Below are 21,937 nucleotides of genomic sequence, written 5' to 3'. Positions count from 1 at the left end.
TCTATGACTGAACTCAAACTCATCTCTAAACATTCAGGCTCACTGCAACCCCTAATCGAGGGTGCGATCGCTGAAGCTCTACATTCTACTGAAGCCGGAATTCAGCAGACTGCCCAACGGCTTCGAGACTTCGAGGAGAAATATCAACTTTCTACTAAGGAATTTTTGCATCGCTACGAGAACGATGAGTTTCAGGAAACTCTAGAACTTGACGAATGGATTGGAGAATTCCGCTTACTTCAACGTTTACAAGAGAAAGTGGAAAGATTGCGAGGAATTGAATTTGCCACTTGAAGCTTATTTTCAACAGATTGAAACGGCTATTTCAACTTGCTCACAATTAACTTCTTTTACATTAGACGGCGAAAAACGAGACACCTATGAAGGATTCATTCGAGCCGAAATTAAATTTACTGATGGTTCCATACTTCGTGTTCGAGAGTTCGTCAGTGTAGAGATTAGTGTCGATCGAGATATGTATGCTTATCAGTATATGGATGCCACGAATAGTTTAATTTTTCGTTATGACAACACTCCACATCATAAAAAACTGAATCTACCCACTTATCCAAATCACAAGCATGATGGCAGTGAGGAGAATGTGACCACCTCTTCTGCTCCAACGCTTTTAGACGTTTTACAAGAAATTACTGCTAGAGTCGAAAGCTTTCTGTAAGGAAAGCAAGTGAAAGCGATCGCAACCTGTGCCGCATCACCCATCAGAAGTGAGGGCGCGATCGGGATAAAGTGATAGAGGGAGAAGAACGATTGCCCTACTCCTCGCCGATCCCACCCCTCCGTTATGACAGCGATCGTATCCCCACAAATGGATGATCGTTACGATCGCCTCTCTATAGCAGGCGCGATCGCACTAGAGAAAAGGTGCATTGCAGGAACATCCAGCATTTTCAAAGCTACGTGCGATCGCGACGGTGCTTAACTTGCGCCGTGATTTCTGCAACAGTCAGCCCATCCTGCCACTGATGACGATCCTTCGCATAGTCACCACTTCCAGCCTCAAACTGCTGGAGGAACCGCACCATACCAACATAGCCTAGTTCCTTATGCAACACCGCCAAACCTTGTTGTCTAAGTTCCATTGGGGTCATCTTCAGCGCCTCCTGCTTGAACCATTGCAATAAACCATATCGCAGGATTATTGACTGTAACGGTAAGCCGTTCACGATATCGAACGGCTCTTCTCAACAACCGATCGTCGGTTGATAAAAAAACATCCGCTTGAGCCATCTCAGCACAGGCAACATGGATCGCATCAAATCCTTGAAACCCCAAGCTTTGAAGCTCATTGCCTCGATTTTCAATCCTATCATCTACTATGATGCGCGATCGAGCCATTTCTAAAGCACTTTCAATTCGCTGCCGCCGCTCTTGATCAGCAATCTGAGACACTTCAGTCTCAATCATCTCACTTCCAATCAGTTCCCACTCACCCACCTCGCAACGTTCCAAAATCCCCAAAACTGCTTCCGTTTCGATGCGAATTCGAGCTTGAGATTGGTCATCAAACAGGCGGTTAAAGCAGCAAACATCGAGATAAATGCGAGGCATAAACTGGGATCAGATGTTGTTGAATTAGGAGAGGTTGAATAGGGCGATCGGGTCAGATTTTCCCATTATGATGCGGCGATCGCTAACAGTCCATCGCACCTCTTCTGCAAAGTAGAATTTTGCGATCGCAATGTACCGCATCACCAGTCAGAATTGCGGGTGCGCTCGGTCTGGAGTGATAGAGAGAGGAGCGATCGCTGCAACGAAACTGAAAAGCGGACAGTGCTACATTAAATACACCGACTGGTTCCCCTTTACCATGCCAAAACGACTGACGATCGCCCAAGCCCAACAGCAGCTTCCTAGCCTACCTAACCAACTCACCCACGAACCCGTGATCATTCCCAAGACGGCATTCCGGCGATGGCAGCCCTGAGCTATGCCCACCTGACTGCCCTCCTCGAAACCCTCGACATCCTTACAGACAGCGACTTCATTGCAAAACTGCCAGAGCATTACTCAAGCTCAACAGGGGCAGACGATTTCTTGGGAAGAAGCCAAAAACGGAGTATGAGGTACAAGAGGACGATCGGACTTGTCAGAGCAGGATGAAGCGTTACTATGGCAAGAAGCTTAGATGTTTTAGCAGACACGAGCGGTATTACTGCTTTGCTTGACCAGGGCGATCGTCGCCATCCAGCAGCAATGTTGAAGCCGCAGTGCAATATAGTCAAGATCAGTCTCTAGGGAACACAGGTGATGACCGTTAGTAAAAACCATGCCTACTTCGCCCCCGAAGACTATTTAGAGATTGAGCGCATCAGCCCTATCAAACACGAATACCTTCAGGGACAAATCGTGGCAATGGCAGGGGCAAGCAAAGCTCATGTCATCATCACAGGCAATCTCTCTGCTTTACTCGTCAATTATCTACGCAGTACAGGCTGTATTTCCTATGCTACAGATATGAAGGTTCGCCTGCCTACCTTAAATCTTTTCTACTATCCCGATTTAGCGGTTACTTGCGACGAGCGAGATCGTCGCTCCGACGAAGACTTCATCCTGCATCCCAAGCTGATCATTGAAGTGCTATCCGATTCAACAGAAGCCTTTGACCGAGGCGATAAATTCGCCGATTACAAATCAATCTCAGAATTTGAAGAATATGCTCTGATCCACCAAAAACAAATTCTGGTCGAACGATTTCAGCGCAATGACAACTTGTGGATGCCCCAAATTTATCGAGCCGGAGACACCGTTGAATTTGCCAGCATTGGCTTTGCTTGCGCGATCGAAGCCCTCTACGAAAATGTTGCCCAGCTAATATAAAGTGCAACAATTCAGGTGTAGGAACAGCACCTATCAAAGCTAAACTGTAGACAAACTGCAACGGTTAAACATCAATGGGACGACTCACCCCAATTACTCTCGACGACGGAACCACGATCTACATCGAAGCGATCGAAAATACAGCTTCTGGCGTTCTTGTACCCGATAAGCCCATTGGCACAGGTGATCCTAAACGAGGCTTGTTTACAGACGAACCGCAGAAGCAAATTACACAAAATTTTCAAGCGATCGAACACACTATCCGAGCCTACACCCTCTACACGCTGAATGCTTTCAAAGGTGTCGCGATGGCAGAAGTCAGCGAAGTCACCCTCAAATTTGGCATCAACATCAGCAGCGAAGCGGGAGTGCCTTATATTGCCAACGCGAAAGGTGGCTGCAACCTGGAAATCAATGTGAAATGTCAGTTTCCCAAAATTCCTGAAACCTGATAGCAGAAGTTTTAGGCTTGTTCATTCCACAGCTAATTTCTAAATCGTACGCCTAACCCCGGTTGATTGTTGGGCACGACTCGTCCGTTTTGAAACACCGCACCCACAAACGGATCATCCAACAAGTTTAAATGACTATCTAAATCCAAGTGATCGGCTAATGGAGAGAGATGCGCCAATGCTGTATTCAAAAGTGAGCTGTCTGAATAGCAGCCAAGCATCACCTTTAGCCCAAACGCTTTTGCAGTGTGAATCATTCGTAACGCTTCTGACAAACCGCCTGACTTGAGCAATTTGATATTGATGCCATGCACTCGATCGACCAACAAAGGAATATCTCGACTAGTAAAACAGCTTTCATCGACAAAAATGGGCAGAGGAGACTGGTAATAAAGCTTTGCGAGGTCGGCTTCTTGACCTTTGAGTAACGGTTGCTCGATATAAGTGATGCCCTGATCTGCCAGCCAGAACGACATTTTGAGCGCCGTGTTTACATTCCAGCCCCCGTTAGCATCGACACTAATTTGCGAAATGTGCGGCGCGGCTGCTTTGACGGCTAACAGCATTGCTTGATCGGCTTCCATACCATCAGGGTTGCCGAGTTTGATTTTTAGCGCCTGAATGCCTTGGAGTGGTGCCGCGATCGTGCCTTTGCCCAACCAATCCCACACGCGCTGCTTGGCATCTTCGGGCGAACTGATGCCGATCGTCACCGAAGTTGGAACAATGCGATCGCGCTCTAACCCCCACAGTTGCCAGAGCGGTAGATTTGCCTGTTTGCCCACCCAGTCATGAAGCGCCACATCTAAGGCAGCACGGGCGGCTGATGGGAGGCGAGTTTCTGCCATTAAGCGATCGATGCGCTGACGTTCGAGCGGGTTCAAGGCTTTGAGTAGCGGCGCGATCGCTTGTAGAGAACGGGCGATCGCTTCGGTGGTCTGGGGCTTTTCTCCGACTGAAAACGGTGCGGCTTCTCCCCAGCCTTCGATGCCGTCATGCTCAATTCTGACCCAGATGTTTGTTGTCTGAGCAGTGGTGCCGCGACTGATAGTGAGGGCAAACCGCTTATGAACAGTGAAGGTCTGAATCTGAATCTGCATACCCTTTGAACAATAGACTAGATGCTTATTCTAAAGGACAGTCCGCTACAATTCGATCAACGAGATGATTTTAATGTGACAACTATGAATCTCCCTGCGCTCAAACGTCCTAACGTCCCAACTGTTAAGCGCTTTACCCTAGAAGACTATCACCGCTTGGGTGAACTCGGTTTTTTTGGGGAGCACGATCGCGTTGAGTTAATTCGAGGAGAACTTTTTGAAATGGCAGCCAAGGGAAGACCTCATGAGGTTTGTTTAACTAAGCTAATCCGCGAGTTGCTTAAGCTCGTGTCCGATCGGGCAACAATACGCTGTCAGTCGCCCATCACATTGCCTCTCATTTTAGAATTGTCTAGAGTCTTTCCTCAATAAAAGAGGAGACGAAATATTTACGTCTCCTTTAATCATTGACTAAACAGATCGAGAATCAGAACTAATCACGACCGCCGATTGCGATCATAAATCTCAGAATAAACACAAACAAATTGATGTAGGTTAGATACATTGACAGAGCAGCAGAAATATATTGATCATCGCGGTAAGTGCGAGGCAGAACAAAGAAGTCAACCACCGCTGCACCGACAAACAGCAATACGCCAATGCCGGAAATCGCAACTTCTAAAAAGCTGGGTGTATGAATTCCAAACAGATGAAGCAATAGCTGACCCATCAACACTACAAACAGTGCAATGACTCCAAGCTGCACGGTTTTGGTTAGCGCCATGCCGTCTTTCTCAGACAGATTAGAGCCGATCGATCGAGCTGCAATAAACGTCACGCCACAGCCGAGTGCAGCAATCCCGACTCCATTGATGCCAACTCCTGGAGTTTGCAGTGCCAAAGACACAATTCCGCTCAGGGTGTAGCCTGTCAGCAAGCTATAGGTCGCAAGCAGGGGTAGCGCAACGCCGTTGTTGCCTTTTTGAGCTACGCTGGAAGCGACGAAGAATAAAATCAGTTGTAAAATCACTGCCCCAATAAATGTGGGCATAAAGATTTGAGGACTGTTTTCCATCACCTGCAAGCCGCCAAATGTGCCAACTGCGGTCAATATAAGCCCGCCACCCAGCACGGGTAGGGCTTTGGAAATGACATTTGAGCCGACGATCGATTGACTTTTTGCATCCTGGACTGATTGCCGGAAGTTACTAGTGTTAGCCATGTTTTTTTACTGATGATGAAGAATGAGAGTTGCTACGGTTCTATTTTCCTTCGGTTTTTAGAAATTGGTCAGAAATTGCTGAAAAAATACCAAAGAGCGCCAAATTTGGCGCTACTGAATGAGATGAAATAACTGTAGGGGTAGCGGCCCCGTGCCTACCCCTGACGGAGGGCATCTCGCCGGGATTGCCCCTACTGCTATCACAGGTTGACAGATTAGAATTTATTCACCTGGCTAGTTTTTGAGATCTGTCTCAATTAAGCAAAGGCAGATGAGCCAAGATCGGTCGGAACGTCTTGCCAGCGACCCTGACCAACGGCGCGGACGGCTTCTTTAAGCGATACGTCGCCTGTATAGAGGGCACGACCAACGATCGCCCCTGTCACCCCCTGAGATTCGAGTGCCAACAAGCTCAACAAATCAGTCACCGAACTCACGCCTCCTGACGCGATTACCGGAATTGCAACGACGGAGGCTAGTTCTCGCAGTGCCTCTAAGTTGGGTCCTTGAAGGGTGCCGTCCCGATGAATGTCAGTGTAAATAATTGCTGCTACCCCTAATTGTGCCATTCGTTCGGCTAACTCGGTGGCGACAACTTCTGAGGTTTCGAGCCAGCCTTTGGTGGCAACCCGTCCGTTTCGGGCATCGATGCCGACGATGATCTGTCCAGGAAACTCGCGGCAGAGCGCTGCGACTAATTCGGGTTTTTCGACGGCAACGGTTCCTATAATGGCACGTTGAACGCCAGTTGATAACAAATCGGCGACGCTTTGACGATCGCGCAAGCCGCCCCCCACCTGAATGGGGATCTCAAGGGCCCGCACGATCGCTGAAATTGCCTCTAGATTCACAGGATATCCAGCTTTGGCTCCGTCTAGATCGACGAGGTGCAGTCGGGTTGCGCCTTGGTTGACCCACTGTTGCGCCATTGCAACCGGATCTTCGTTAAAGACTTCGGCTTGATCATAATCGCCCTGATAGAGGCGCACACACTTGCCATTTAGCAGGTCGATCGCGGGAATCACATCCATAAGATTGCTGTTCCTTAATGAATAGATAGAGAGAGCAGATCTTACATTGTCGGTGATGCGATCGCAGATTGATCAAATTAATAATGTTAAACTTTTCGATTGGAAAGTCATCCCCAAATCACAAAACAATGAGCCGAGTTGTTGAACAGAGAAATGTTCGTCCAAAGCAGGGCATTGAGGCGCAAGGGATCGAGCGCGTTTTACCGACAGCACGATCGCATGTGCGGATTTTGGATAACTTTACCCTGTGGCTGGCAGCAAACACCGTGCTTTCCACGATCGTGTTAGGCGCGTTAGCAATCAATGTATTTGGACTGGGCGTGTGGGACAGCATCGGTGTAATTGTCGTGTTCAATCTCCTTGGCGTTTCATCGGTTGCATTTTTTGCGACCTTGGGCCCGAAGCTCGGCTTACGCCAAATGACGATCGCGCGCTTTTCGTTCGGTTGGGTAGGTGCGAGTGTGATGGCAATGTTCAATGTCATTACCTGCCTCGGCTGGTCAGTGGTAAATGTGATTGTGGGCGGACAGTTAGTACAAGCGTTGAGTGGGGGTATAGTTCCAAGCTGGTTAGGAATTTTAGGCATCACAGCGCTGACCACGAGCGTGAGTCTTTACGGCTATCGCTATGTGCATCGTTATGGGCGATATGCTTGGATGCCGATGGGGCTAATTTTTCTGGCAATCGCAGTCATCAATGTGCCTCAAGCCACGATCGTAACGGCAAAATCGAGCGGTCTAGCCTATGTCGCGTCCCTGCTGTCATTTAGCGGCGTAATTTATGGTGCTGCCGCAGGTTGGGGCCCTTATGCCGCAGACTATAGCGCGAAACAACCAGAAACAACCCCCTCATCCAAAGTGTTTGGGCTGACCTTTTTAGGCATCTGGATTCCGTGTGTTTTGTTAGAATCACTCGGCGTATTATTGACGACTGTTCCCGCATTAAACGGCAAGAGTGGCGGAGAATTAGTTGCAGCCGCACTGAATCCACTTGGCAGTTTAGGAACCGTGATGATGCTGTTGTTGGCGCTGAGTGTGGTTGCCAACAATATTCCAAACGATTATAGTCTGGCGCTTTCAATTCAAGTGTTAGGCGGCGTTTTTCAACGAATTAAGCGCTGGATCTGGACGCTGGCAGGGTCAGTTGTCTATGCCGTAATCGCTATTAGTGCCTCTAGAAATTTTGACCAAACGTTGGAAACCTTCTTGCTCTTGATCGCCTATTGGTTGGGTCCTTGGGCAATTATTTTAGTGAGCGAACACTGCTTCCGACGTGGACAATATAATGTTGAAGACTGGAACAATCCCGATCGCTTACCCAGTGGATGGGCAGCGATCGTGGCGATGGCGTTGGGATTATTTGGGGTTTACTTAGGAGTGGCTCAAGTCGCTTTTGTGGGCCCGATCGCAGGTCTGTTTAATCCGCCTTATGGAATGGATATCGGTTTCGGGTTAGGCGTGTTGTTCGCTGCAATCACTTATCTGGTTTTGCGTCCGATCGAGCGGCGTTCAACTCAGCGTTAAGGACTTTATTAAACTTACTTGAAAACCCAAAATTTACGATGAGGACACGGCACTGCCGGGCCCCGCCAGATTGAACGATCAGTCACAATTGTCCTTACAACACTACCCTTAAAGCAGAAACGTCCCTTCATATCAATTTCATATTTTCTTGTTCTAATATAAAAGGTAAATTATCTCAGTTTCTTCTGAGCCTCGCCGTACCAGCAGGCAACCCAGCAGAGGTGAACTATAATGGCGCAATCACTCGCCGTCGCGCAGGCAACTCAATGGGTTCTAATGGCTTTACATTAGAAGGTCAAGTCCGAGCTTTTGCCTCTTCTGCCAACGGTTTGCGGGTGATCAACACTTCTGGCAAGTGTTTCATTGAAGTATTTGATTCACGAGTGATTTCAAGTTCTTGCAATACCTCCGTTCCCAACAGTTCAACACAATTTAAGGGAAAAGTTCAGTTTTAGTCAGATCAAGCTGTATGGCTACGATCGTTCCATTATTTACAAAAGGTGATTGCATAATAAAACTTAAAGAATAGTAAGAAAAATTTAGAGTGGCGACGTGGATCAACTATGTAATGATTGCTCAAAAGAGTTCATCGCCATCGGACACAAAGCAATCTGCTTCTTTACAATCTTAAGGAACATTCTTAAGATTGTTCATTCCTGATAGCGGCTAAAGGATTGAGAGGTGTTCCATGGAGCAAGCGCAGACGGTTCAACTTGGGCGGCGGGGCTTTTGGGCAATTAGTCTCACCTTATTTATGATTGCCTATAACGTCAGTGTTGTGCCCGCCATTATGCCCTCGATTGTGCAAGATCTCGATTCGAGCGTTGGCTATATTCAGAGTATTCTCGTACTTTTCTCGCTGGTCACGGCTTCCTTCGCACCCACAACAGAAAACCTGTGCCGCTTTTATGGTCGAACTCGCGTCTTCGTCATTGGCTTGATCGTCTATGGCATCGGGATTGTTCTGACCTCCCTAAGCCCTACGATCGCAGGGCTGACGGTCAGTTTTGCGCTGTTGACGGGTCTAGCTGCCACTCCTTTAATTAGCGCCCCCTGGACGATCGCGGATCTATTCTGCCAGGGCAAAGCGGCAGAGCGGGCAATCTTAGTGCTAATTGTGGCTTCGTCGCTGGGCGGCTTGTCTGGTGGGTTGCTGGGCGGCTATCTCGCCTCAAACTTTAGTTGGCGTTGGGCATTTTTGCCCTCGCTCGGCGTGCTTCTTGTCATCTTGGTGTTGCGGCGATCGCTGCCAAAGCTGGCAGTTCTCAGTCAGCAGCCGATTGATTGGGTCGGCGGATTGCTCTCATTTTTAGGACTTGGTTCTATTTTACTAGGCGTTAGCCTAGCAGGAGAATTTGGCTGGTGGGAACCGAAGCGCGTGTTTTCAGTTGCAGGTTTAGTCATTCCACCGTTTCAGCTCTCGATCGTGCCCACATTAATGGCTGTGGGGATGATTACTCTAGGGTTCTTCGTCTTTTGGCAGCGACGGCAGGCAGACCGATGTGGGGCTTCTTTACTCCGAGCCGGACTCTTGCGGAAGCGAGGATTTGTACTAGGAGTACTCACTTCAATGCTGCATGTGCTGATTACAACAGGGGTGCAGTTTAATCTCTATCAGTTTGTGCCTGTTGCGCTATCGCTGAATCCATTTAGAACTGCGCTGACGGTGATTCCCTATAACCTGACCATGATCATTGTGGTCGTTGCCGTTTTGAAGTATTTGCCTTTGAGCGGTCGCTTCGTGCCCAAGTACGTCCTGCATACTGGGATTGCTCTGCTTGCGGGTGGCATTTGGACACTCTACATCAGCTTACATCTTCAAGTCACCTCACTTGAACTGATGCCGGGGTTAATTATTATGGGTGTAGGTTCAGGGTTATTTGTGTCGTATATTACGGGTCTCACTTACTCAACTGCTTCAGTAGATGAGAAACCGGAAGGCTCTGGAATTTATAATCCGGCTCAAAATTTGGGTAGCTCATTGGGAAGAGCAATTCTCGGTACATTGCTAGTATTTTTTGCCTCTCGCGACATTGTGGATGGCATCTTACAACAGCTTGGCAAAACATTAGAGCCAGCTCAACGCGGTCTGGTCATTGCTGAATTACAAGAAATGATTCAAACGCTTTCTAGAGAAGAAATCAGAACAGTCTTGGTTAACAAAGTGCCGCCATCAATTTATCCTATGCTGCGATCGATTAACCTTGAGGCGGTCAATTCAGGCATGAAAACTTCACTGTTGATTGCACTGATGTTCACAGGAATTTGTTTTCTGTTCGCTACAACCCTGCCCAAGTATCCTGCAACCCGATCGTGATGCGCCAACGCTTTTCTCCACGACAACGGTTTAGGAACACAGGATATAATATATTAGTTTCACTTTGGCAGACTGTGAAAGCAAAGCGCTATCTCATTTCTTGCTTGATCCAAAGGAACGATCGCACACCACTCAGCGCAATCAGCGATCGCCCTCAATCCTGTGCAAAAAGATGGCAAGACAAGGCCCGAAGAGCACTGATCGCTCTGTTGTTATTGACGGTATTATTCGTGGCATCCCCTGCACATACTCAATCTCCATCCCCTTCTCCCGAACTTCCCCCTGCGGCAAATAGCGCTCAACCGCTGCGAATTGCAACCCGCTTCATCAAACCAGATGTCTTTGAGAAAGACGGACAAATCGTCGGGTTTAGCGCCGATCTGGGACGGAGTATTCTAGAGCAATTGCAAAGAAAGGCGGAACTGAAGACCTATACAAATGTGCCCGAAATTCTGAACGCGATTAGTTTGGGGCAGGCTGACTTGGGCATCGCCGCGATCGCCATTACCAGACAACGAGAACAGGATTTCGATTTCTCCCATCCGATTCTCTCTGGAGGGTTGCAAATTATGGTGCTCGATCGAGATGAACAAACTAGACACTCTGAGCGGAAGTTATTGCAGAGATTGCTTGATCCCAGTCTCCTCAGGTTATTTGGTATTGTCACCCTCTTGATGCTAATACCCGTGCATATCGTCTGGTATTTTGAACGCAATAACAAGGAATTGATTGACAATCCATCCTATTTGCCCGGCATCTTTCAAGCGCTTTGGTGGACAATGTTAGCCCTCGTAGGGCAAGCAGAAGAAATGCCCAAAAGAGCTGTGGCCAGGGTTATAGCATTATTTTGGGTCTTTGTCGGCATTGTTTTTGTCGCCTATTTCACGGCTATTATGACCGCCGAGTTAACAGTTCAAGAACTTCAAGGCAGTATTCAAGGATTAAGTGATTTACAAAACCGTCCTGTTGCTGTAGTTGCAGACAGCGAAGCCCTTGATTATTTGCAAAAGCAAAACCTTCAAGTGATAGAGTTCCCTCAACCCGAACAGGCTTATGAAGCATTGTTGGCTAAAAAAGTCGATGCTCTCGTGGCACCCCGTCCTTTATTGCTCTACTATGCCTCCCATGAAAGGCGAGATAGGGTTCAGATTGTGGGAACACCGTTTCGAGATCAGTTTTATTCGATCGTCATGCCGAGAGATAGTCCTTACCGCAAACCCATTAATCAAGCGATCTTGACCCTAAAGGAAAATGGCACCTATGCGGAGATTTATCGCAAGTGGTTTGGTGTTAGGCCTCAAGATTAATCGAGAAAGGCGAGTTCTCTAGTCAGTTCTCAAGCAGCGACTAAGCGAATTTGATTCAAAATGAAAAATAGGATGGAGTTAATAATTGTTAGAGCGATCGCACCCAGAATGGCACTGCCAATCCCCCACCGCAATCGGAACCCTTCTACTAACCAGGCAGCTAAACCAAAAACAATAATGCTGCCAATGAGAGGAATTAGCCCCAAACTAAAAACCGCCGGGATTGCCCTCAGCCAACCAGGAATCAAACTATAAAGCCCATTAAATGCACCAATAATTGCGCCCGCAATGAGTGCTTTAACTGGGCTATCAATCTCAACACCCAGGGGTAGCTTAGAGATAATCAACAAACTCACTGCGGTCACAACGATAGCAATCAGAAAGCCTGTCATTAGTTGGCTCCTTGTCTCTTAGTTATAGAACACACAAACTGTAATCTCGTCTCTAGGGCTTAAAGCTTAACGCATTATCAATGGATGACAATGCCCCAGATTCCGGGCGGCTCACCCGTTCACCGCCGATGCCAAACAGACCTTCCTCTTTAACCGCTTGAGCGACCTGAGTAGCGATTGCTAAAATCCATTGCTTAAATTCTTCCGCCTGCCCGATCGGGACTTTCGATACCAGAATAGCTCCTACTTCATTGAAGTGAGCGATCGCCTGTTTTTGCCCATCAGACGCACTGTTAAAGGTTTGAATCGTTGCCAGCAAATCAGACTGCTGCTTCAATAACAACTGCTCTCCCTGAAGTGGCTCTTGGGCAACAACCTCTCTTAGGGAAGCAATCACTGACCTGACTAGATCACTAGAAACATCCCCCCGCTGTAGTTCGGCTGCCATGATTTGAACGGCTGCCTGCATTTCTTTTAAGAGGGAAACTGGGTCAGCTTTGTCTGCAAGGACGATCGTCAAGATGGCTTGCTTAGGAGTTTGCAACAGAGTTGCCCACTCGCTATCTGAAAAATATTGCTGCTTCATCATTCAATCCCTGATCTACACAATACTTAAAAGTTTCAACTGCAATAAGAAATCATTGATATGAAATCGTAAGTATACAGAGAAAATATATGAAAGTGATAAGAGCCGATCCATAAAAATAACTAAAGTTGTCCTGCTTCTGCTCAGAAGCTATAGTGGTGGATCTTGGCAAGATTGTTCCTGCTACTTTTAGTCGCCTGCTAACTTAACGTTGAGATACCTATCTACATTCCTATTAGTTTCATATAATTGTTGACTATAATCCGCTATACTAGCTTTCCAAAGATTCGCTGTTTGTCCACTTTGTTTCAGAAACCGAGGTTTTCTATGATTTCTAATCGTGTGTCTAATTTCTTTCTGGCTGCACTACCACTGCTTTTACTAGTAAGCTGCACGGGTGGCTCTTCAACCCAATCACCCCAACCAACCCAATCCACCGTATCAACTCAAGACAATAAAGCTCAACTCTGTACCGATTTGGCGCGATTCGACACAGCAGTCGCCGCTCTCAAAAGCATGAGTCCTAGTTCCACAGTCGGTGATTTTAGAAAGGCGCGAGATCAGGTTAAAACAGCGTACAGTGCTGTTAAAGCCACGGCTGCAACTGTCCAAGATTCAAAAATTGCCGATTTAGATAAGGCGTACGCGAACCTGGACACAGCAATTACAGGGATGCCTGATAACGCAACGCTCAGTCAAGCGAATGCGATGGTTACTCCTAAAGTTGCGGCAGTGCAAGCGGCTGAAGCCCAAATGAAATCGAGGGTGAGTTGTCCTTAATCAGGATACCGATCGGATCAGATCCAGACGCAAAACTGGAAAGCGTGATAACCAAAGGGTCAGCATACCTCACTACTGTAAGACTGCTATAACCACTTAAAACTTGATAGGAAATACTCATGATTACTCGTCAAGATCTGAAGCAATTACAGTCTTTGATCAAGGTGCCTGCGCTTTCCATTTTGTTGCCCACCCATCGGACATCGCCCGATAACAAACAAGACCCCATTCGAGTCAAAAATCTCGTAGATGAGGCAACAGGGCGGCTGGCCGAAGAATTTTCTAGCCGCGAGTTAGAGCCGTTACTCAAACAGCTCGAAACCCTTGTGGGCGAAATTGACTATCCCCACACGCTAGATGGTTTGGCACTCTATGTCGGTCATGACTTTGCCAAGCTCTATTATCTCCCGTTTGCTGTCCCTGCACGGGTTGTGATTGATCAAACCTTTGCAACCCGCGATCTGGTTTATGGTATGCATCGGGCCCAGCGCTATTGGGTTTTGCTGTTGAGCCAGGCATCTACTCGCTTGTTAGCCGGAACAGGAGAAACTCTTGAGGAAGTGAGCGATGAAAACTTTCTGATGCAAATGACCGGTCCCGGAGCCACTACTGCGCTTCCCTATGATTCGGATTCTAGCTATATGGACGACAGGCATCGCCGATTTTTTCAGCAAGTAGACAGGGCGTTGACATTCTATATGCAGGACGAGGCGCTGCCACTGATTGTTGGCGGAGTGGTTCGTCAAGTCTCCTTCTTTCAAGAAGTTTCGCAACATACTCCAGCGATCGCAGGCACTCTTGGCGGCAACTTTGACAAAGCAACTATCTCCGAAATAACCCCTGAGGTGTGGTCAATCGTGCAGACTGTTCGGGAGGCGCAGCGAGTCGATGCACTCCAAGTATTAGATAACGCGATGAGCGCTCAAGCGGTTGTTTCTACGATCGAAGAAGCGTGGCGGTTGGCGCAAGAAGGTCGAGGAAAACTGCTTTTGGTTGAAAAGAATTATCATATTCCGGCGATCCTAACCGAAAACGGCGATCTAGAGTTAGTAGAACAGGCAGGCGGCACCGAAGTGATGGATGATGCCGTGGATGAAGTGATCGAAGCTGTATTGGCGAAGGGAGGAAACGTCGCTATTGTGGACGATGGAGCGCTCTCCAATCATCATCGAATTGCACTAACTTTGCGGTATTGATGTAACCGTGAAGTGTTTACTCTTGACAAGAAAGCCTGGTGCGATCGCTGGCAGACTTTGCAAAATGGCACTTTCACAGTGCCTACGAGTCTTGACCCAAACCCTAAATGCAACCCTGTCACCCTAAAGAATGGGCGCTATCAACGGGAAGATGGAAAGTTCATTGTCGAACTTGTGAACTAGAAGGGATGGATTGCTTTTGGGGATCTCAACAACGATGGCAAAAAAGATGCTGCTGTGCTGGATGTTGACGGAAAAGCGCAGGTGCTAACCCCAGTCAAACTAGGGGAGCGAATTATACTCGACAACGCACTCACTATTGATAACAACCGCATTACAGTGCCCCTTTTGACGGCAACAGAGGTCATCGATCGTGCCTATGTTGTTGATGGCACGACTCTCAAAGAAGCGCGAAAAACGAACTACAAAAACAAGAGATGACTTGTAGGGGCAATCCCCCTGCGGTTGCCCTCCATATATCTACTCCTACAGTCATTTCACCCCCTCATTCTGCAACAACGCCGACTTTTTTGGCGGGATGCCGAATCATCCATCATCCATCCTCTGTCAAATCAGGAATATTGGGGTGTATACGAACGTCCTTTCATATCAGTTTCATATTTTCTTGTTCTAATCTAAAGAACGAATCATATTTTGTAACATAAGTAGTTTTCATCAGGTTTAGCATGTCTCAATGATGCGTCCCTACCCCTTTAAAAGGCGAACTGAATCGTTACGGCTTCCTCATATTTTCTGGTTTGAAACTGCTGTTTTTTGAATGCAAAGTCGTATTACTTGGGATGCAAGCGGCAATTATCGAAAATACGTAACGAATGGAACAAAGTCTTCAGAAATTTGATGCAACCCTTGAGATAACTGAGTTACTTATCCTCTTCCTTAGAGCTTGAAGTATCTTAATGTTTCCGGGTGAAGAAGTTAGGGTCTCTTTGGGAAGACACTATGAAAAATTTGAAAGGTAAAAATGCCCTGATTACGGGTGCGAATTCTGGAATTGGACAGGCGATCGCTATTCGTCTTGCCCAAGAAGGCTGCAATATTGCGATCAACTACCGCCGGAAGTTAGAGGAAGCGGAGCACACAGAAAAAATGGCCCTGCAAAGTGCCCGTGAAGCTGGGAAAGAGAGCAGTGTGCAATCCCTATTAGTGCAGGGAGATGTCTCTCAAGAAGAGGACATTATTCGTGTTGTGAACTCTGTGGTTCAAAAATTTGGCAGCCTCGACATTTTAGTGAACAGTGCCGGAATTCAAACAGAGGGTGTCTCGCACGATGTCCCAACGGATCAGTTTGATCAAGTCATTGCGGTTAATCTGCGAGGCGCTTATCTGTGTGCGCGAGAAACCATCAAGCATCTACTGGCACAACAGCGTTCTGGTGTGATTATCAATGTTTCTAGCGTTCACGAAGTCATTCCTCGCCCGATGTATCTCAGCTACGCCATTAGCAAAGGGGGAATGGGAAGCTTAACCAAAACACTAGCTTTGGAGTATGCAAATCGGGGAATCCGAGTGAATGCGATCGCGCCCGGAGCCACCGAAACACCGATCAATGAAAGCTGGACAACCGATTTAGAAAAAAAAGCGATCGTTGAGAGTCATATCCCGATGGGACGATCGGGAACCTCTGATGAGATGGCGGCTGCGGTTGCTTTTCTGGCATCAGATGAAGCCGCTTATATTACTGGACAAACCCTATTCATTGATGGCGGGCTGACGCTCTACGCCGACTTCCGAGAAGCCTGGTCAGCATAGGATGTAATGCAGCATCACCTAGATTGAATTCTAATACAAATGTCAGATATTCAGGAGACATCCATGACCGCAGAAGAGCAACGGCTTAAAAAAACCCGCATTGGCGAAGTCGATTGGTATAAATGGGGGCCATATATCAGCGAACGCCAGTGGGGAACGGTGCGCGAAGACTACAGTTCTGACGGAAATGCCTGGAATTATTTCCCGCACGACCATGCGCGATCGCGGGCCTATCGCTGGGGCGAAGACGGACTGGGCGGGATCACCGACAGCCATAACCTGCTCTGCTTTGCGGTAGCACTCTGGAATGGCAAAGACCCCATTATTAAAGAGCGGTTGTTTGGATTGACCAACAGCGAGGGCAATCACGGCGAAGATGTGAAAGAGTACTACTTCTACATCGACAGCACGCCCACTCACTCGTATATGAAGTACCTCTATAAATATCCTCAAGCTGAGTTTCCTTACGATGATTTGGTTGAAACCAACCGCAACCGCAACCGTTATGAATTGGAATATGAGTTACTAGATACGGGCATCTTTGACGACGATCGCTATTTTGACGTGTTTGTGGAATATGCCAAAGCAGATGCTGAAGATGTTTTGATTCAAATCAGCATTGCCAATCGGGGTTCCGAAGCGGCTCCGATTCATGTATTGCCAACTTTGTGGTTTCGTAACACTTGGTCTTGGACGGTGGGTGGAGCCAAGCCCGCACTCACGAAGATCGAAGGAACTGGTAACAGTGTTGTGCATGCCCATATTAACGATACCTTGCTGAATCAATACATCAGTGATTATTATTTCTACTGCGATGGCGTAGCTCCGCTGCTGTTCACAGAAAATGAGACGAACAATCAGCGGCTGTCTGGGACGCTGAATGCCAGTCCTTTTGTCAAAGATGGCATCAACAACGCAATTGTGCATGGACAGCAGGATGCCGTTAATCCCAGCGATGTTGGCACCAAAGTTTCGCCCCATTATGAAATCACAGTCGGGGCTGGAGAGACGAAGGTGATCCGATTGCGCCTTTCAAAACAGGCTCCCGATCAGATCGGTGATCCGTTTAGTGCCTACTTTGATCAACAGTTTGCAGCGCGTCTTAAGGAAGCAGATGAGTTCTATGCGGCTGTGACTCCGCCAGCAGTTTTGGCAGATCGCGATCGCGCCAACGTCATGCGGCAGGCACTAGCTGGAATGATGTGGACGAAACAATACTTCTACTACGACGTGGATCAATGGCTGAGAGAGCGCAATGTGACTCCCTGGTCAGCCCCCGGCAATCGGAAGCACGTGCGGAACAGCGATTGGTTTCACATGTATAACGACGATATCGTTTCCATGCCAGATAAATGGGAATATCCCTGGTATGCTGCCTGGGATCTAGCATTCCATGTGATTCCGATTAGTCTCATTGATCCCGACTTTGCCAAAGATCAACTGATGCTGATGCTGCGGGAAGATTACCTGCATCCCAACGGTCAAATTCCTGCCTATGAATGGAACTTTGGCGATGTGAATCCGCCTGTGCATGCGTTTGCTGCCTGGGAAATTTACACCCGCGATCGCGAACGGAACAACGGTGGGGGGGATACTGAATTCCTCAAATACGCCTTTTCCAAACTGCTGATCAACTTCACCTGGTGGATCAACCGCAAAGATGAAGGCGGCAACAATTTGTTTCAAGGTGGCTTCCTGGGGCTGGATAACATTAGCGTGTTCGATCGCAGTTCGACTTTACCGACGGGCGGGCATCTCGAACAAGCAGACGGCACTGCCTGGATGGCGTTCTTCAGTCAGCGGATGTTCCAGATTGCCATTGAGCTGGCACTCCACGATTCAATCTACGAAGACCTTGCCATCAAGTTTTTTGAACACACGATGTGGATTGCGGGAGCTATGGATCGGATTGGTGACCACCAAGACGAACTATGGGACGAAGAAGATGGCTTCTTCTACGACGTGCTGCGCTTGCCCGATGGCAACTCTACCCGCTTGAAGGTGCGATCGTTGGTCGGTTTGTTGTCACTCATGGCAGTTGCCGTCTTCCCTAGTGAAGCCTTTGAAAAGCTGCCGCGCCTCAAAGAACGGGCACAACTGTTCATTATGCGTCATCCTGAGTTAACTCAAAATACCCATCTACCGATTAAACCCGGTCAGCGAAATCGGCTGATGCTGTCTATCTTGAACGAAGATAAATTGCGCCGCGTTCTCTCCAGAATGCTGGATGAATCCGAGTTCCTCAGCGATTATGGGATTCGCTCCCTTTCTCGCCATCACTTAGAAAACCCCTACTACTATCACGAAGGGCAAGAGTTCAAAGTCGGATATGTTCCGGGTGACTCTACTTCAGGTATGTTCGGCGGCAATTCTAACTGGCGCGGCCCCATTTGGATGCCTGTCAACTTATTGTTAATCCGATCGCTGCTGCAACTCTATAGCTACTACGGCGATGACTTTACCATTGAATACCCCACTGGGTCGGGTGAACACCTATCGCTGTTTGCTGTCACCCAACAAATCAGCGAACGAATTGCGAGCATTTTCCTCAAGGATGAATCGGGTCGCCGCCCGGTCTATGGTGCTGCCGAGAAGTTTCAGACAGACCCTCACTGGCGCGATCTGATTTTGTTCTACGAATATTTCAACGGAGATAACGGGGCAGGAATTGGTGCCAGTCACCAGACTGGATGGACTGGCTGTGTTGCTCGGATTATCCAGGCTTTGGGCTACTTTACTCCAGAAACAGTGATGAATACCGTCACGCCCGGAGAACTGACAAAGTATTAAGGAACGTGGATTTATTAAGGTGCCACTTCTAGCCCTCTTCCCCAGGAGAGGGAACTAGAAACTCTAACTTCCTTCTCCTTGGGGAGAAAGGGAGCAAGATTCAAAGTCCCTCTCCCGCCCTGGGAGAGGGATTTAGAGTGAGGGTCAAAGGTTAATAGTTCGCATAGGTAACAGTTTCATGAGTCAGTCGTCAGTTCAAAATGTACTCACAGCCCGCGCCCGACTGGGAGAATGTCCTGTGTGGGATGCTGCTCACCAACAGCTTTTCTGGGTTGATGTTTATAATCACCGAGTCCACCAGTTTGACCCCGCTACTGGGAACGATCGCTACTTTGATGTGGGTGATTTGGTGAGCGCGATCGCGCTAGCAGGCAACGATCGATTACTGATTGCTCTGCGCGATCGTCTTGCGTTTCTCAACACCCAAACAGGCGAAATTGTTCCCTTCTACCAGATTGAATTTCCCCATCCCAACACCCGTTTTAATGACGGTAAATGTGATTCTCAGGGGCGCTTTTGGATCGGCTCGATCAGCGAAGCACTAGGACAGGCGGCGCTCTATCGCTATGATCTCGATGGTTCACTGCACGTCATGGAAACCGGGCTAACGATTTCCAACGGCTCAGGCTGGAGTCCCGATGAATCAACGTTTTATTTAACCGACTCTGCTCAACACAAAATTTATGCCTATGACTTTGAGGTAGAAACGGGAGCCATTCGCGATCGCCGCGTATTGATTAACCTGACTGATGAAGGCGTAGAACCGGATGGACTCGCGATCGACAAGCAAGGCAATCTCTGGTCTGCTCTCTGGAATGGCTGGTGTGTTGCTTGCTTCAACCCAACCGGGCAGGAAATTTTGCGCGTCAGCGTATCGGTTCAGTGTCCCACTAGTGTTGCGTTTGGGGGCACCGATCTGACCGACCTATATGTTACCTCTGCATCCGTGGGGTTAAGCCAAACTGAAATTCAACAGGGATTCAACGCAGGTGATTTGTTTCGCTTTTCAACCCATTCGATCGGAATGCCTACTCAGCCATTTCTGGATTCTTCAAGGGATTTGTAGGGGCAATCCCTCGTGGTTGCCCAGAGTCTGGGGTAGGCACGGGGGCACTACCCCTACAGTCATATTGAAAACTACTTGCTTGGGGTGCTGCTATCCTCGATCGCTCCAGCTTCGCAGTTACAAAGTGGCTCACTTAAAATCTGCTGAACAACGGCTGACATTGCTTCTAGATAGCCTTCAACCTTCTCGCGGGTGTTCCCAACCTTTTGACCAACTTCGGCAATTTTTTTACCGTCTATGTACACGACCGGGAGCGGGTAGTTTTGCAGAAATTCCAGCAGAGAAACGTAGTTGTCTTCCCTGGCTGATAGAACAAGAGAGGATCTTAGCGATTGAATGGGAGCAACACGGTGGCGATTATAAATAACCTTGCCCATTTGATACAGTACAAACTCTCCGACCAGGGAGTTTGAAGCTCTATCCAGAAATAGAAAATCTACCCGTAGTTTCTTATTCAAAAATGCGCGCAGAACTTCTGGATCTGTTCTGGCAACTCTTAGCTGAAACTGCCGTAGACGACTTAGCTCACCTGTTTCAGCAAAAGTCGTCATATCCTTAACCAAGAACGTTTCCTGGAAGATGCCATAAGTGATCACCACTCGTTCAGCCGCCAGAGTTGGAGTCACATTCCCCAATATTCCGACATTGGCTCCTAGCAGCAAGCCACCACAAAGCCACGCAAACTTTGATACACCCTGAGTGAGTGATCGCTGAAAGAACTGGGGAGACAGCATAAACTTTATTAAAATAAGGGATTGGGAGCGAGTGTAAGTCACAACAACTAACGATCGGTGCCTTCTAATTCGACAGTTGTTGGCTTAGGAGTTGATGTCAAAACACTTACTTGCACTTCACTGCCTTGACCGAAGATGCAGAACTGTCTTTTGCAACCTGATTAGGTTTACCGACTTCTGACTTCGTATCTGATTTTGTAGAAGCGGTTGGGCAATCACACACCAGGTCTTGCAAAAATAGCTTTGCCGTTTCTAGGGCTGGCTGCACCCTCTCAATAAACGCACTCACCCGGTTATATGCTCGTTCCACACGGGGAAGCTGCACCACAACTTCATTCACGGGATAATTTCCAATTACTTCCAGCATGGAAATCCGTTGGTCGTCTTTATGGGAAGCAACCAGTGCAGTTCGCAAGGGTTCTAGGTTATCTGGCACGGTGCTGGAAGTCAGGACATTGTTCAGTTGAAGCAGCACAAAGTCAGCGATCGGATTGTTGAAGTTTCGCTCACTAAAAGGGCGAGTAATCGCAATCTCACGGGTTAGCACTGTGCGGGTTGCCTGTGAAGTGTTGGGGATCTTGGCAAAAAATTCTTGCAAATTTGTCCTTTGCGTTTCACCCGTTTTGACAAAATTCTGGAAATCGCTGAACGGAACAGAGACTCGTGATTCGTTGAATACCAGGGTGACGGTTTCGATCGCGCTGGCACTGGTGCTGAAAGCAACGCTGGCTCCTACAGCCAAAAGAAGGCTTGAACTCAGAAGCTTAATGCCTGACAACCTTTTCATCGGTGTCAATTGAGGTTGTTGGCGCGGAAAGGTGGATACCATAAGTCGATCCTCACTGATGATGAACATGCAAAATGAATACTAGAACCAGCTTGGGTAAAGTTCA

27 protein-coding genes are annotated in these 21,937 nt (G+C 47.9%); 18 read left to right on the top strand and 9 right to left on the bottom strand.

Annotation, left to right across the window (positions count from 1 at the left end; genetic code table 11):
• Positions 1-3 precede the first annotated feature (3 nt).
• Together C7B65_RS15035 and C7B65_RS15030 are read left to right on the top strand one after the other, a co-directional pair.
• Complete coding sequence (locus tag C7B65_RS15035) at positions 4-294, top strand: hypothetical protein (protein WP_073072513.1); 291 nt, start codon at positions 4-6, stop codon at positions 292-294.
• Positions 278-676: a toxin-antitoxin system TumE family protein gene (locus tag C7B65_RS15030; protein WP_219898576.1), complete on the top strand. Its 399-nt coding sequence runs from the start codon at positions 278-280 to the stop codon at positions 674-676. Before C7B65_RS15035 ends, C7B65_RS15030 begins: the two co-directional genes overlap by 17 nt.
• 238 nt (positions 677-914) lie before the next feature.
• Here the strand turns inward: C7B65_RS15030 and C7B65_RS15025 are convergent, their stop codons facing one another.
• Positions 915-1,100: a hypothetical protein gene (locus C7B65_RS15025; RefSeq protein ID WP_223257395.1), complete on the bottom strand. Its 186-nt coding sequence runs from the start codon at positions 1,098-1,100 to the stop codon at positions 915-917.
• Positions 1,090-1,569 carry a type II toxin-antitoxin system VapC family toxin gene (locus tag C7B65_RS15020; protein WP_073072508.1) on the bottom strand — a complete coding sequence of 160 codons (480 nt, stop codon included), beginning with the start codon at positions 1,567-1,569 and terminating at the stop codon, positions 1,090-1,092. The genes C7B65_RS15025 and C7B65_RS15020 overlap by 11 nt, the downstream gene beginning before the upstream one ends.
• A 130-nt stretch (positions 1,570-1,699) precedes the next feature.
• Here C7B65_RS15020 and C7B65_RS28415 point away from each other — a divergent pair, with 130 nt between their 5' ends.
• The 4 genes from C7B65_RS28415 (at position 1,700) to C7B65_RS15005 (ending at position 3,290) form a co-directional block, all read left to right on the top strand.
• Entirely contained in the window at positions 1,700-1,945 is a 246-nt protein-coding gene (locus tag C7B65_RS28415) for a hypothetical protein (RefSeq protein WP_219898574.1), read from the top strand.
• 185 nt (positions 1,946-2,130) lie between these two features.
• Complete coding sequence (locus tag C7B65_RS29290) at positions 2,131-2,256, top strand: hypothetical protein (protein WP_262983538.1); 126 nt, start codon at positions 2,131-2,133, stop codon at positions 2,254-2,256.
• Positions 2,257-2,268: 12 nt separating this feature from the next.
• The gene (locus C7B65_RS15010) at positions 2,269-2,838 is read left to right on the top strand and encodes a Uma2 family endonuclease (RefSeq protein WP_073072504.1); all 570 of its coding nucleotides are present in this window, start codon (positions 2,269-2,271) and stop codon (positions 2,836-2,838) included.
• Between the two features lie 74 nt (positions 2,839-2,912).
• Positions 2,913-3,290 (top strand): CU044_2847 family protein, encoded by a 378-nt coding sequence (locus C7B65_RS15005; RefSeq protein WP_073072502.1) that lies wholly within the window; start codon positions 2,913-2,915, stop codon positions 3,288-3,290.
• 32 nt (positions 3,291-3,322) lie between these two features.
• On the opposite strand, the gene C7B65_RS15000 is transcribed toward C7B65_RS15005, so the two are convergent.
• Positions 3,323-4,390: a dipeptide epimerase gene (locus C7B65_RS15000; RefSeq protein WP_073072500.1), complete on the bottom strand. Its 1,068-nt coding sequence runs from the start codon at positions 4,388-4,390 to the stop codon at positions 3,323-3,325.
• Positions 4,391-4,474: 84 nt separating this feature from the next.
• Here C7B65_RS15000 and C7B65_RS14995 point away from each other — a divergent pair, with 84 nt between their 5' ends.
• The gene (locus C7B65_RS14995; RefSeq protein ID WP_083582976.1) at positions 4,475-4,762 is read left to right on the top strand and encodes a Uma2 family endonuclease; all 288 of its coding nucleotides are present in this window, start codon (positions 4,475-4,477) and stop codon (positions 4,760-4,762) included.
• Positions 4,763-4,823: 61 nt separating this feature from the next.
• Here the strand turns inward: C7B65_RS14995 and C7B65_RS14990 are convergent, their stop codons facing one another.
• On the bottom strand, positions 4,824-5,552 hold the full coding sequence (locus tag C7B65_RS14990) for a Bax inhibitor-1/YccA family protein (protein ID WP_073072497.1): 729 nt from the start codon (positions 5,550-5,552) through the stop codon (positions 4,824-4,826).
• Positions 5,553-5,809: 257 nt separating this feature from the next.
• The gene (gene hisA, locus C7B65_RS14985; RefSeq protein WP_073072495.1) at positions 5,810-6,583 is read right to left on the bottom strand and encodes a 1-(5-phosphoribosyl)-5-[(5-phosphoribosylamino)methylideneamino]imidazole-4-carboxamide isomerase; all 774 of its coding nucleotides are present in this window, start codon (positions 6,581-6,583) and stop codon (positions 5,810-5,812) included.
• Between the two features lie 128 nt (positions 6,584-6,711).
• On the opposite strand from hisA, the gene C7B65_RS14980 reads away from it, so the two are divergent.
• The 4 genes from C7B65_RS14980 to C7B65_RS14965 all read left to right on the top strand — a co-directional run bounded on the left by C7B65_RS14980 (position 6,712) and on the right by C7B65_RS14965 (position 11,730).
• Positions 6,712-8,106 carry a purine-cytosine permease family protein gene (locus tag C7B65_RS14980; RefSeq protein WP_181314408.1) on the top strand — a complete coding sequence of 465 codons (1,395 nt, stop codon included), beginning with the start codon at positions 6,712-6,714 and terminating at the stop codon, positions 8,104-8,106.
• A gap of 221 nt (positions 8,107-8,327) precedes the next feature.
• The gene (locus tag C7B65_RS14975; protein ID WP_073072491.1) at positions 8,328-8,561 is read left to right on the top strand and encodes a hypothetical protein; all 234 of its coding nucleotides are present in this window, start codon (positions 8,328-8,330) and stop codon (positions 8,559-8,561) included.
• Positions 8,562-8,794: 233 nt separating this feature from the next.
• The gene (locus C7B65_RS14970; RefSeq protein ID WP_073072489.1) at positions 8,795-10,423 is read left to right on the top strand and encodes an MFS transporter; all 1,629 of its coding nucleotides are present in this window, start codon (positions 8,795-8,797) and stop codon (positions 10,421-10,423) included.
• A gap of 230 nt (positions 10,424-10,653) precedes the next feature.
• Complete coding sequence (locus tag C7B65_RS14965) at positions 10,654-11,730, top strand: transporter substrate-binding domain-containing protein (RefSeq protein ID WP_181314407.1); 1,077 nt, start codon at positions 10,654-10,656, stop codon at positions 11,728-11,730.
• 29 nt (positions 11,731-11,759) lie between these two features.
• Here C7B65_RS14965 and C7B65_RS14960 read toward each other — a convergent pair whose 3' ends face one another.
• Both C7B65_RS14960 and C7B65_RS14955 read right to left on the bottom strand, forming a co-directional pair.
• Positions 11,760-12,122: a phage holin family protein gene (locus C7B65_RS14960; RefSeq protein ID WP_073072488.1), complete on the bottom strand. Its 363-nt coding sequence runs from the start codon at positions 12,120-12,122 to the stop codon at positions 11,760-11,762.
• 52 nt (positions 12,123-12,174) lie between these two features.
• Positions 12,175-12,711, bottom strand: a complete 537-nt coding sequence (locus tag C7B65_RS14955) for a hypothetical protein (RefSeq protein WP_223257394.1) — start codon at positions 12,709-12,711, stop codon at positions 12,175-12,177.
• A gap of 324 nt (positions 12,712-13,035) precedes the next feature.
• Between C7B65_RS14955 and C7B65_RS14950 the strand changes: the two genes are divergently transcribed.
• The 7 genes from C7B65_RS14950 (at position 13,036) to C7B65_RS14925 (ending at position 20,310) form a co-directional block, all read left to right on the top strand.
• Positions 13,036-13,488, top strand: a complete 453-nt coding sequence (locus C7B65_RS14950; protein WP_073072486.1) for a hypothetical protein — start codon at positions 13,036-13,038, stop codon at positions 13,486-13,488.
• Between the two features lie 119 nt (positions 13,489-13,607).
• Positions 13,608-14,684, top strand: coding sequence for an AOC03_06830 family ribosome hibernation factor (locus C7B65_RS14945; protein WP_073072485.1), 1,077 nt, complete (start codon positions 13,608-13,610; stop codon positions 14,682-14,684).
• Positions 14,685-14,696: 12 nt separating this feature from the next.
• Complete coding sequence (locus C7B65_RS27845) at positions 14,697-14,867, top strand: hypothetical protein (protein ID WP_181314406.1); 171 nt, start codon at positions 14,697-14,699, stop codon at positions 14,865-14,867.
• A gap of 54 nt (positions 14,868-14,921) precedes the next feature.
• Positions 14,922-15,125, top strand: coding sequence for a hypothetical protein (locus tag C7B65_RS14940; protein WP_073072484.1), 204 nt, complete (start codon positions 14,922-14,924; stop codon positions 15,123-15,125).
• A 519-nt stretch (positions 15,126-15,644) separates the two neighbouring features.
• Positions 15,645-16,454 (top strand): glucose 1-dehydrogenase, encoded by an 810-nt coding sequence (locus C7B65_RS14935; RefSeq protein ID WP_073072482.1) that lies wholly within the window; start codon positions 15,645-15,647, stop codon positions 16,452-16,454.
• Between the two features lie 39 nt (positions 16,455-16,493).
• Complete coding sequence (locus C7B65_RS14930; RefSeq protein WP_280523183.1) at positions 16,494-19,244, top strand: MGH1-like glycoside hydrolase domain-containing protein; 2,751 nt, start codon at positions 16,494-16,496, stop codon at positions 19,242-19,244.
• Positions 19,245-19,422: 178 nt separating this feature from the next.
• Positions 19,423-20,310 carry an SMP-30/gluconolactonase/LRE family protein gene (locus C7B65_RS14925; protein WP_073072479.1) on the top strand — a complete coding sequence of 296 codons (888 nt, stop codon included), beginning with the start codon at positions 19,423-19,425 and terminating at the stop codon, positions 20,308-20,310.
• Positions 20,311-20,381: 71 nt separating this feature from the next.
• On the opposite strand, the gene C7B65_RS14920 is transcribed toward C7B65_RS14925, so the two are convergent.
• Both C7B65_RS14920 and C7B65_RS14915 read right to left on the bottom strand, forming a co-directional pair.
• Entirely contained in the window at positions 20,382-21,044 is a 663-nt protein-coding gene (locus tag C7B65_RS14920; protein WP_106254047.1) for an alpha/beta hydrolase, read from the bottom strand.
• Positions 21,045-21,150: 106 nt separating this feature from the next.
• Positions 21,151-21,873: an alpha/beta hydrolase gene (locus tag C7B65_RS14915; protein WP_181314405.1), complete on the bottom strand. Its 723-nt coding sequence runs from the start codon at positions 21,871-21,873 to the stop codon at positions 21,151-21,153.
• Between the last annotated feature and the right edge of the window lie 64 nt (positions 21,874-21,937).

Source organism: Phormidesmis priestleyi ULC007 (assembly GCF_003003695.1).
Lineage (GTDB): Bacteria > Cyanobacteriota > Cyanobacteriia > Leptolyngbyales > Leptolyngbyaceae > Phormidesmis_A > Phormidesmis_A priestleyi_A.
Note: the sequence above shows the minus strand (reverse complement) of the source record. Positions and strands in the feature narration are given on the sequence as shown.

What these genes read in the sequence shown, in the direction of transcription:
- C7B65_RS15035 (WP_073072513.1), top strand. Translation starts at nt 4, where the DNA reads ATGACTGAACTCAAACTCATCTCTAAACATTCAGGCTCACTGCAACCC.
- C7B65_RS15025 (WP_223257395.1), bottom strand. Translation starts at nt 1,100, where the DNA reads ATGGAACTTAGACAACAAGGTTTGGCGGTGTTGCATAAGGAACTAGGC.
- C7B65_RS15020 (WP_073072508.1), bottom strand. Translation starts at nt 1,569, where the DNA reads ATGCCTCGCATTTATCTCGATGTTTGCTGCTTTAACCGCCTGTTTGAT.
- C7B65_RS28415 (WP_219898574.1), top strand. Translation starts at nt 1,700, where the DNA reads ATGTACCGCATCACCAGTCAGAATTGCGGGTGCGCTCGGTCTGGAGTG.
- C7B65_RS29290 (WP_262983538.1), top strand. Translation starts at nt 2,131, where the DNA reads ATGGCAAGAAGCTTAGATGTTTTAGCAGACACGAGCGGTATTACTGCT.
- C7B65_RS15010 (WP_073072504.1), top strand. Translation starts at nt 2,269, where the DNA reads ATGACCGTTAGTAAAAACCATGCCTACTTCGCCCCCGAAGACTATTTA.
- C7B65_RS15005 (WP_073072502.1), top strand. Translation starts at nt 2,913, where the DNA reads ATGGGACGACTCACCCCAATTACTCTCGACGACGGAACCACGATCTAC.
- C7B65_RS15000 (WP_073072500.1), bottom strand. Translation starts at nt 4,390, where the DNA reads ATGCAGATTCAGATTCAGACCTTCACTGTTCATAAGCGGTTTGCCCTC.
- C7B65_RS14995 (WP_083582976.1), top strand. Translation starts at nt 4,475, where the DNA reads ATGAATCTCCCTGCGCTCAAACGTCCTAACGTCCCAACTGTTAAGCGC.
- C7B65_RS14990 (WP_073072497.1), bottom strand. Translation starts at nt 5,552, where the DNA reads ATGGCTAACACTAGTAACTTCCGGCAATCAGTCCAGGATGCAAAAAGT.
- hisA (WP_073072495.1), bottom strand. Translation starts at nt 6,583, where the DNA reads ATGGATGTGATTCCCGCGATCGACCTGCTAAATGGCAAGTGTGTGCGC.
- C7B65_RS14980 (WP_181314408.1), top strand. Translation starts at nt 6,712, where the DNA reads ATGAGCCGAGTTGTTGAACAGAGAAATGTTCGTCCAAAGCAGGGCATT.
- C7B65_RS14970 (WP_073072489.1), top strand. Translation starts at nt 8,795, where the DNA reads ATGGAGCAAGCGCAGACGGTTCAACTTGGGCGGCGGGGCTTTTGGGCA.
- C7B65_RS14960 (WP_073072488.1), bottom strand. Translation starts at nt 12,122, where the DNA reads ATGACAGGCTTTCTGATTGCTATCGTTGTGACCGCAGTGAGTTTGTTG.
- C7B65_RS14955 (WP_223257394.1), bottom strand. Translation starts at nt 12,711, where the DNA reads ATGATGAAGCAGCAATATTTTTCAGATAGCGAGTGGGCAACTCTGTTG.
- C7B65_RS14950 (WP_073072486.1), top strand. Translation starts at nt 13,036, where the DNA reads ATGATTTCTAATCGTGTGTCTAATTTCTTTCTGGCTGCACTACCACTG.
- C7B65_RS14945 (WP_073072485.1), top strand. Translation starts at nt 13,608, where the DNA reads ATGATTACTCGTCAAGATCTGAAGCAATTACAGTCTTTGATCAAGGTG.
- C7B65_RS14935 (WP_073072482.1), top strand. Translation starts at nt 15,645, where the DNA reads ATGAAAAATTTGAAAGGTAAAAATGCCCTGATTACGGGTGCGAATTCT.
- C7B65_RS14930 (WP_280523183.1), top strand. Translation starts at nt 16,494, where the DNA reads ATGTCAGATATTCAGGAGACATCCATGACCGCAGAAGAGCAACGGCTT.
- C7B65_RS14925 (WP_073072479.1), top strand. Translation starts at nt 19,423, where the DNA reads ATGAGTCAGTCGTCAGTTCAAAATGTACTCACAGCCCGCGCCCGACTG.
- C7B65_RS14920 (WP_106254047.1), bottom strand. Translation starts at nt 21,044, where the DNA reads ATGCTGTCTCCCCAGTTCTTTCAGCGATCACTCACTCAGGGTGTATCA.
- C7B65_RS14915 (WP_181314405.1), bottom strand. Translation starts at nt 21,873, where the DNA reads ATGGTATCCACCTTTCCGCGCCAACAACCTCAATTGACACCGATGAAA.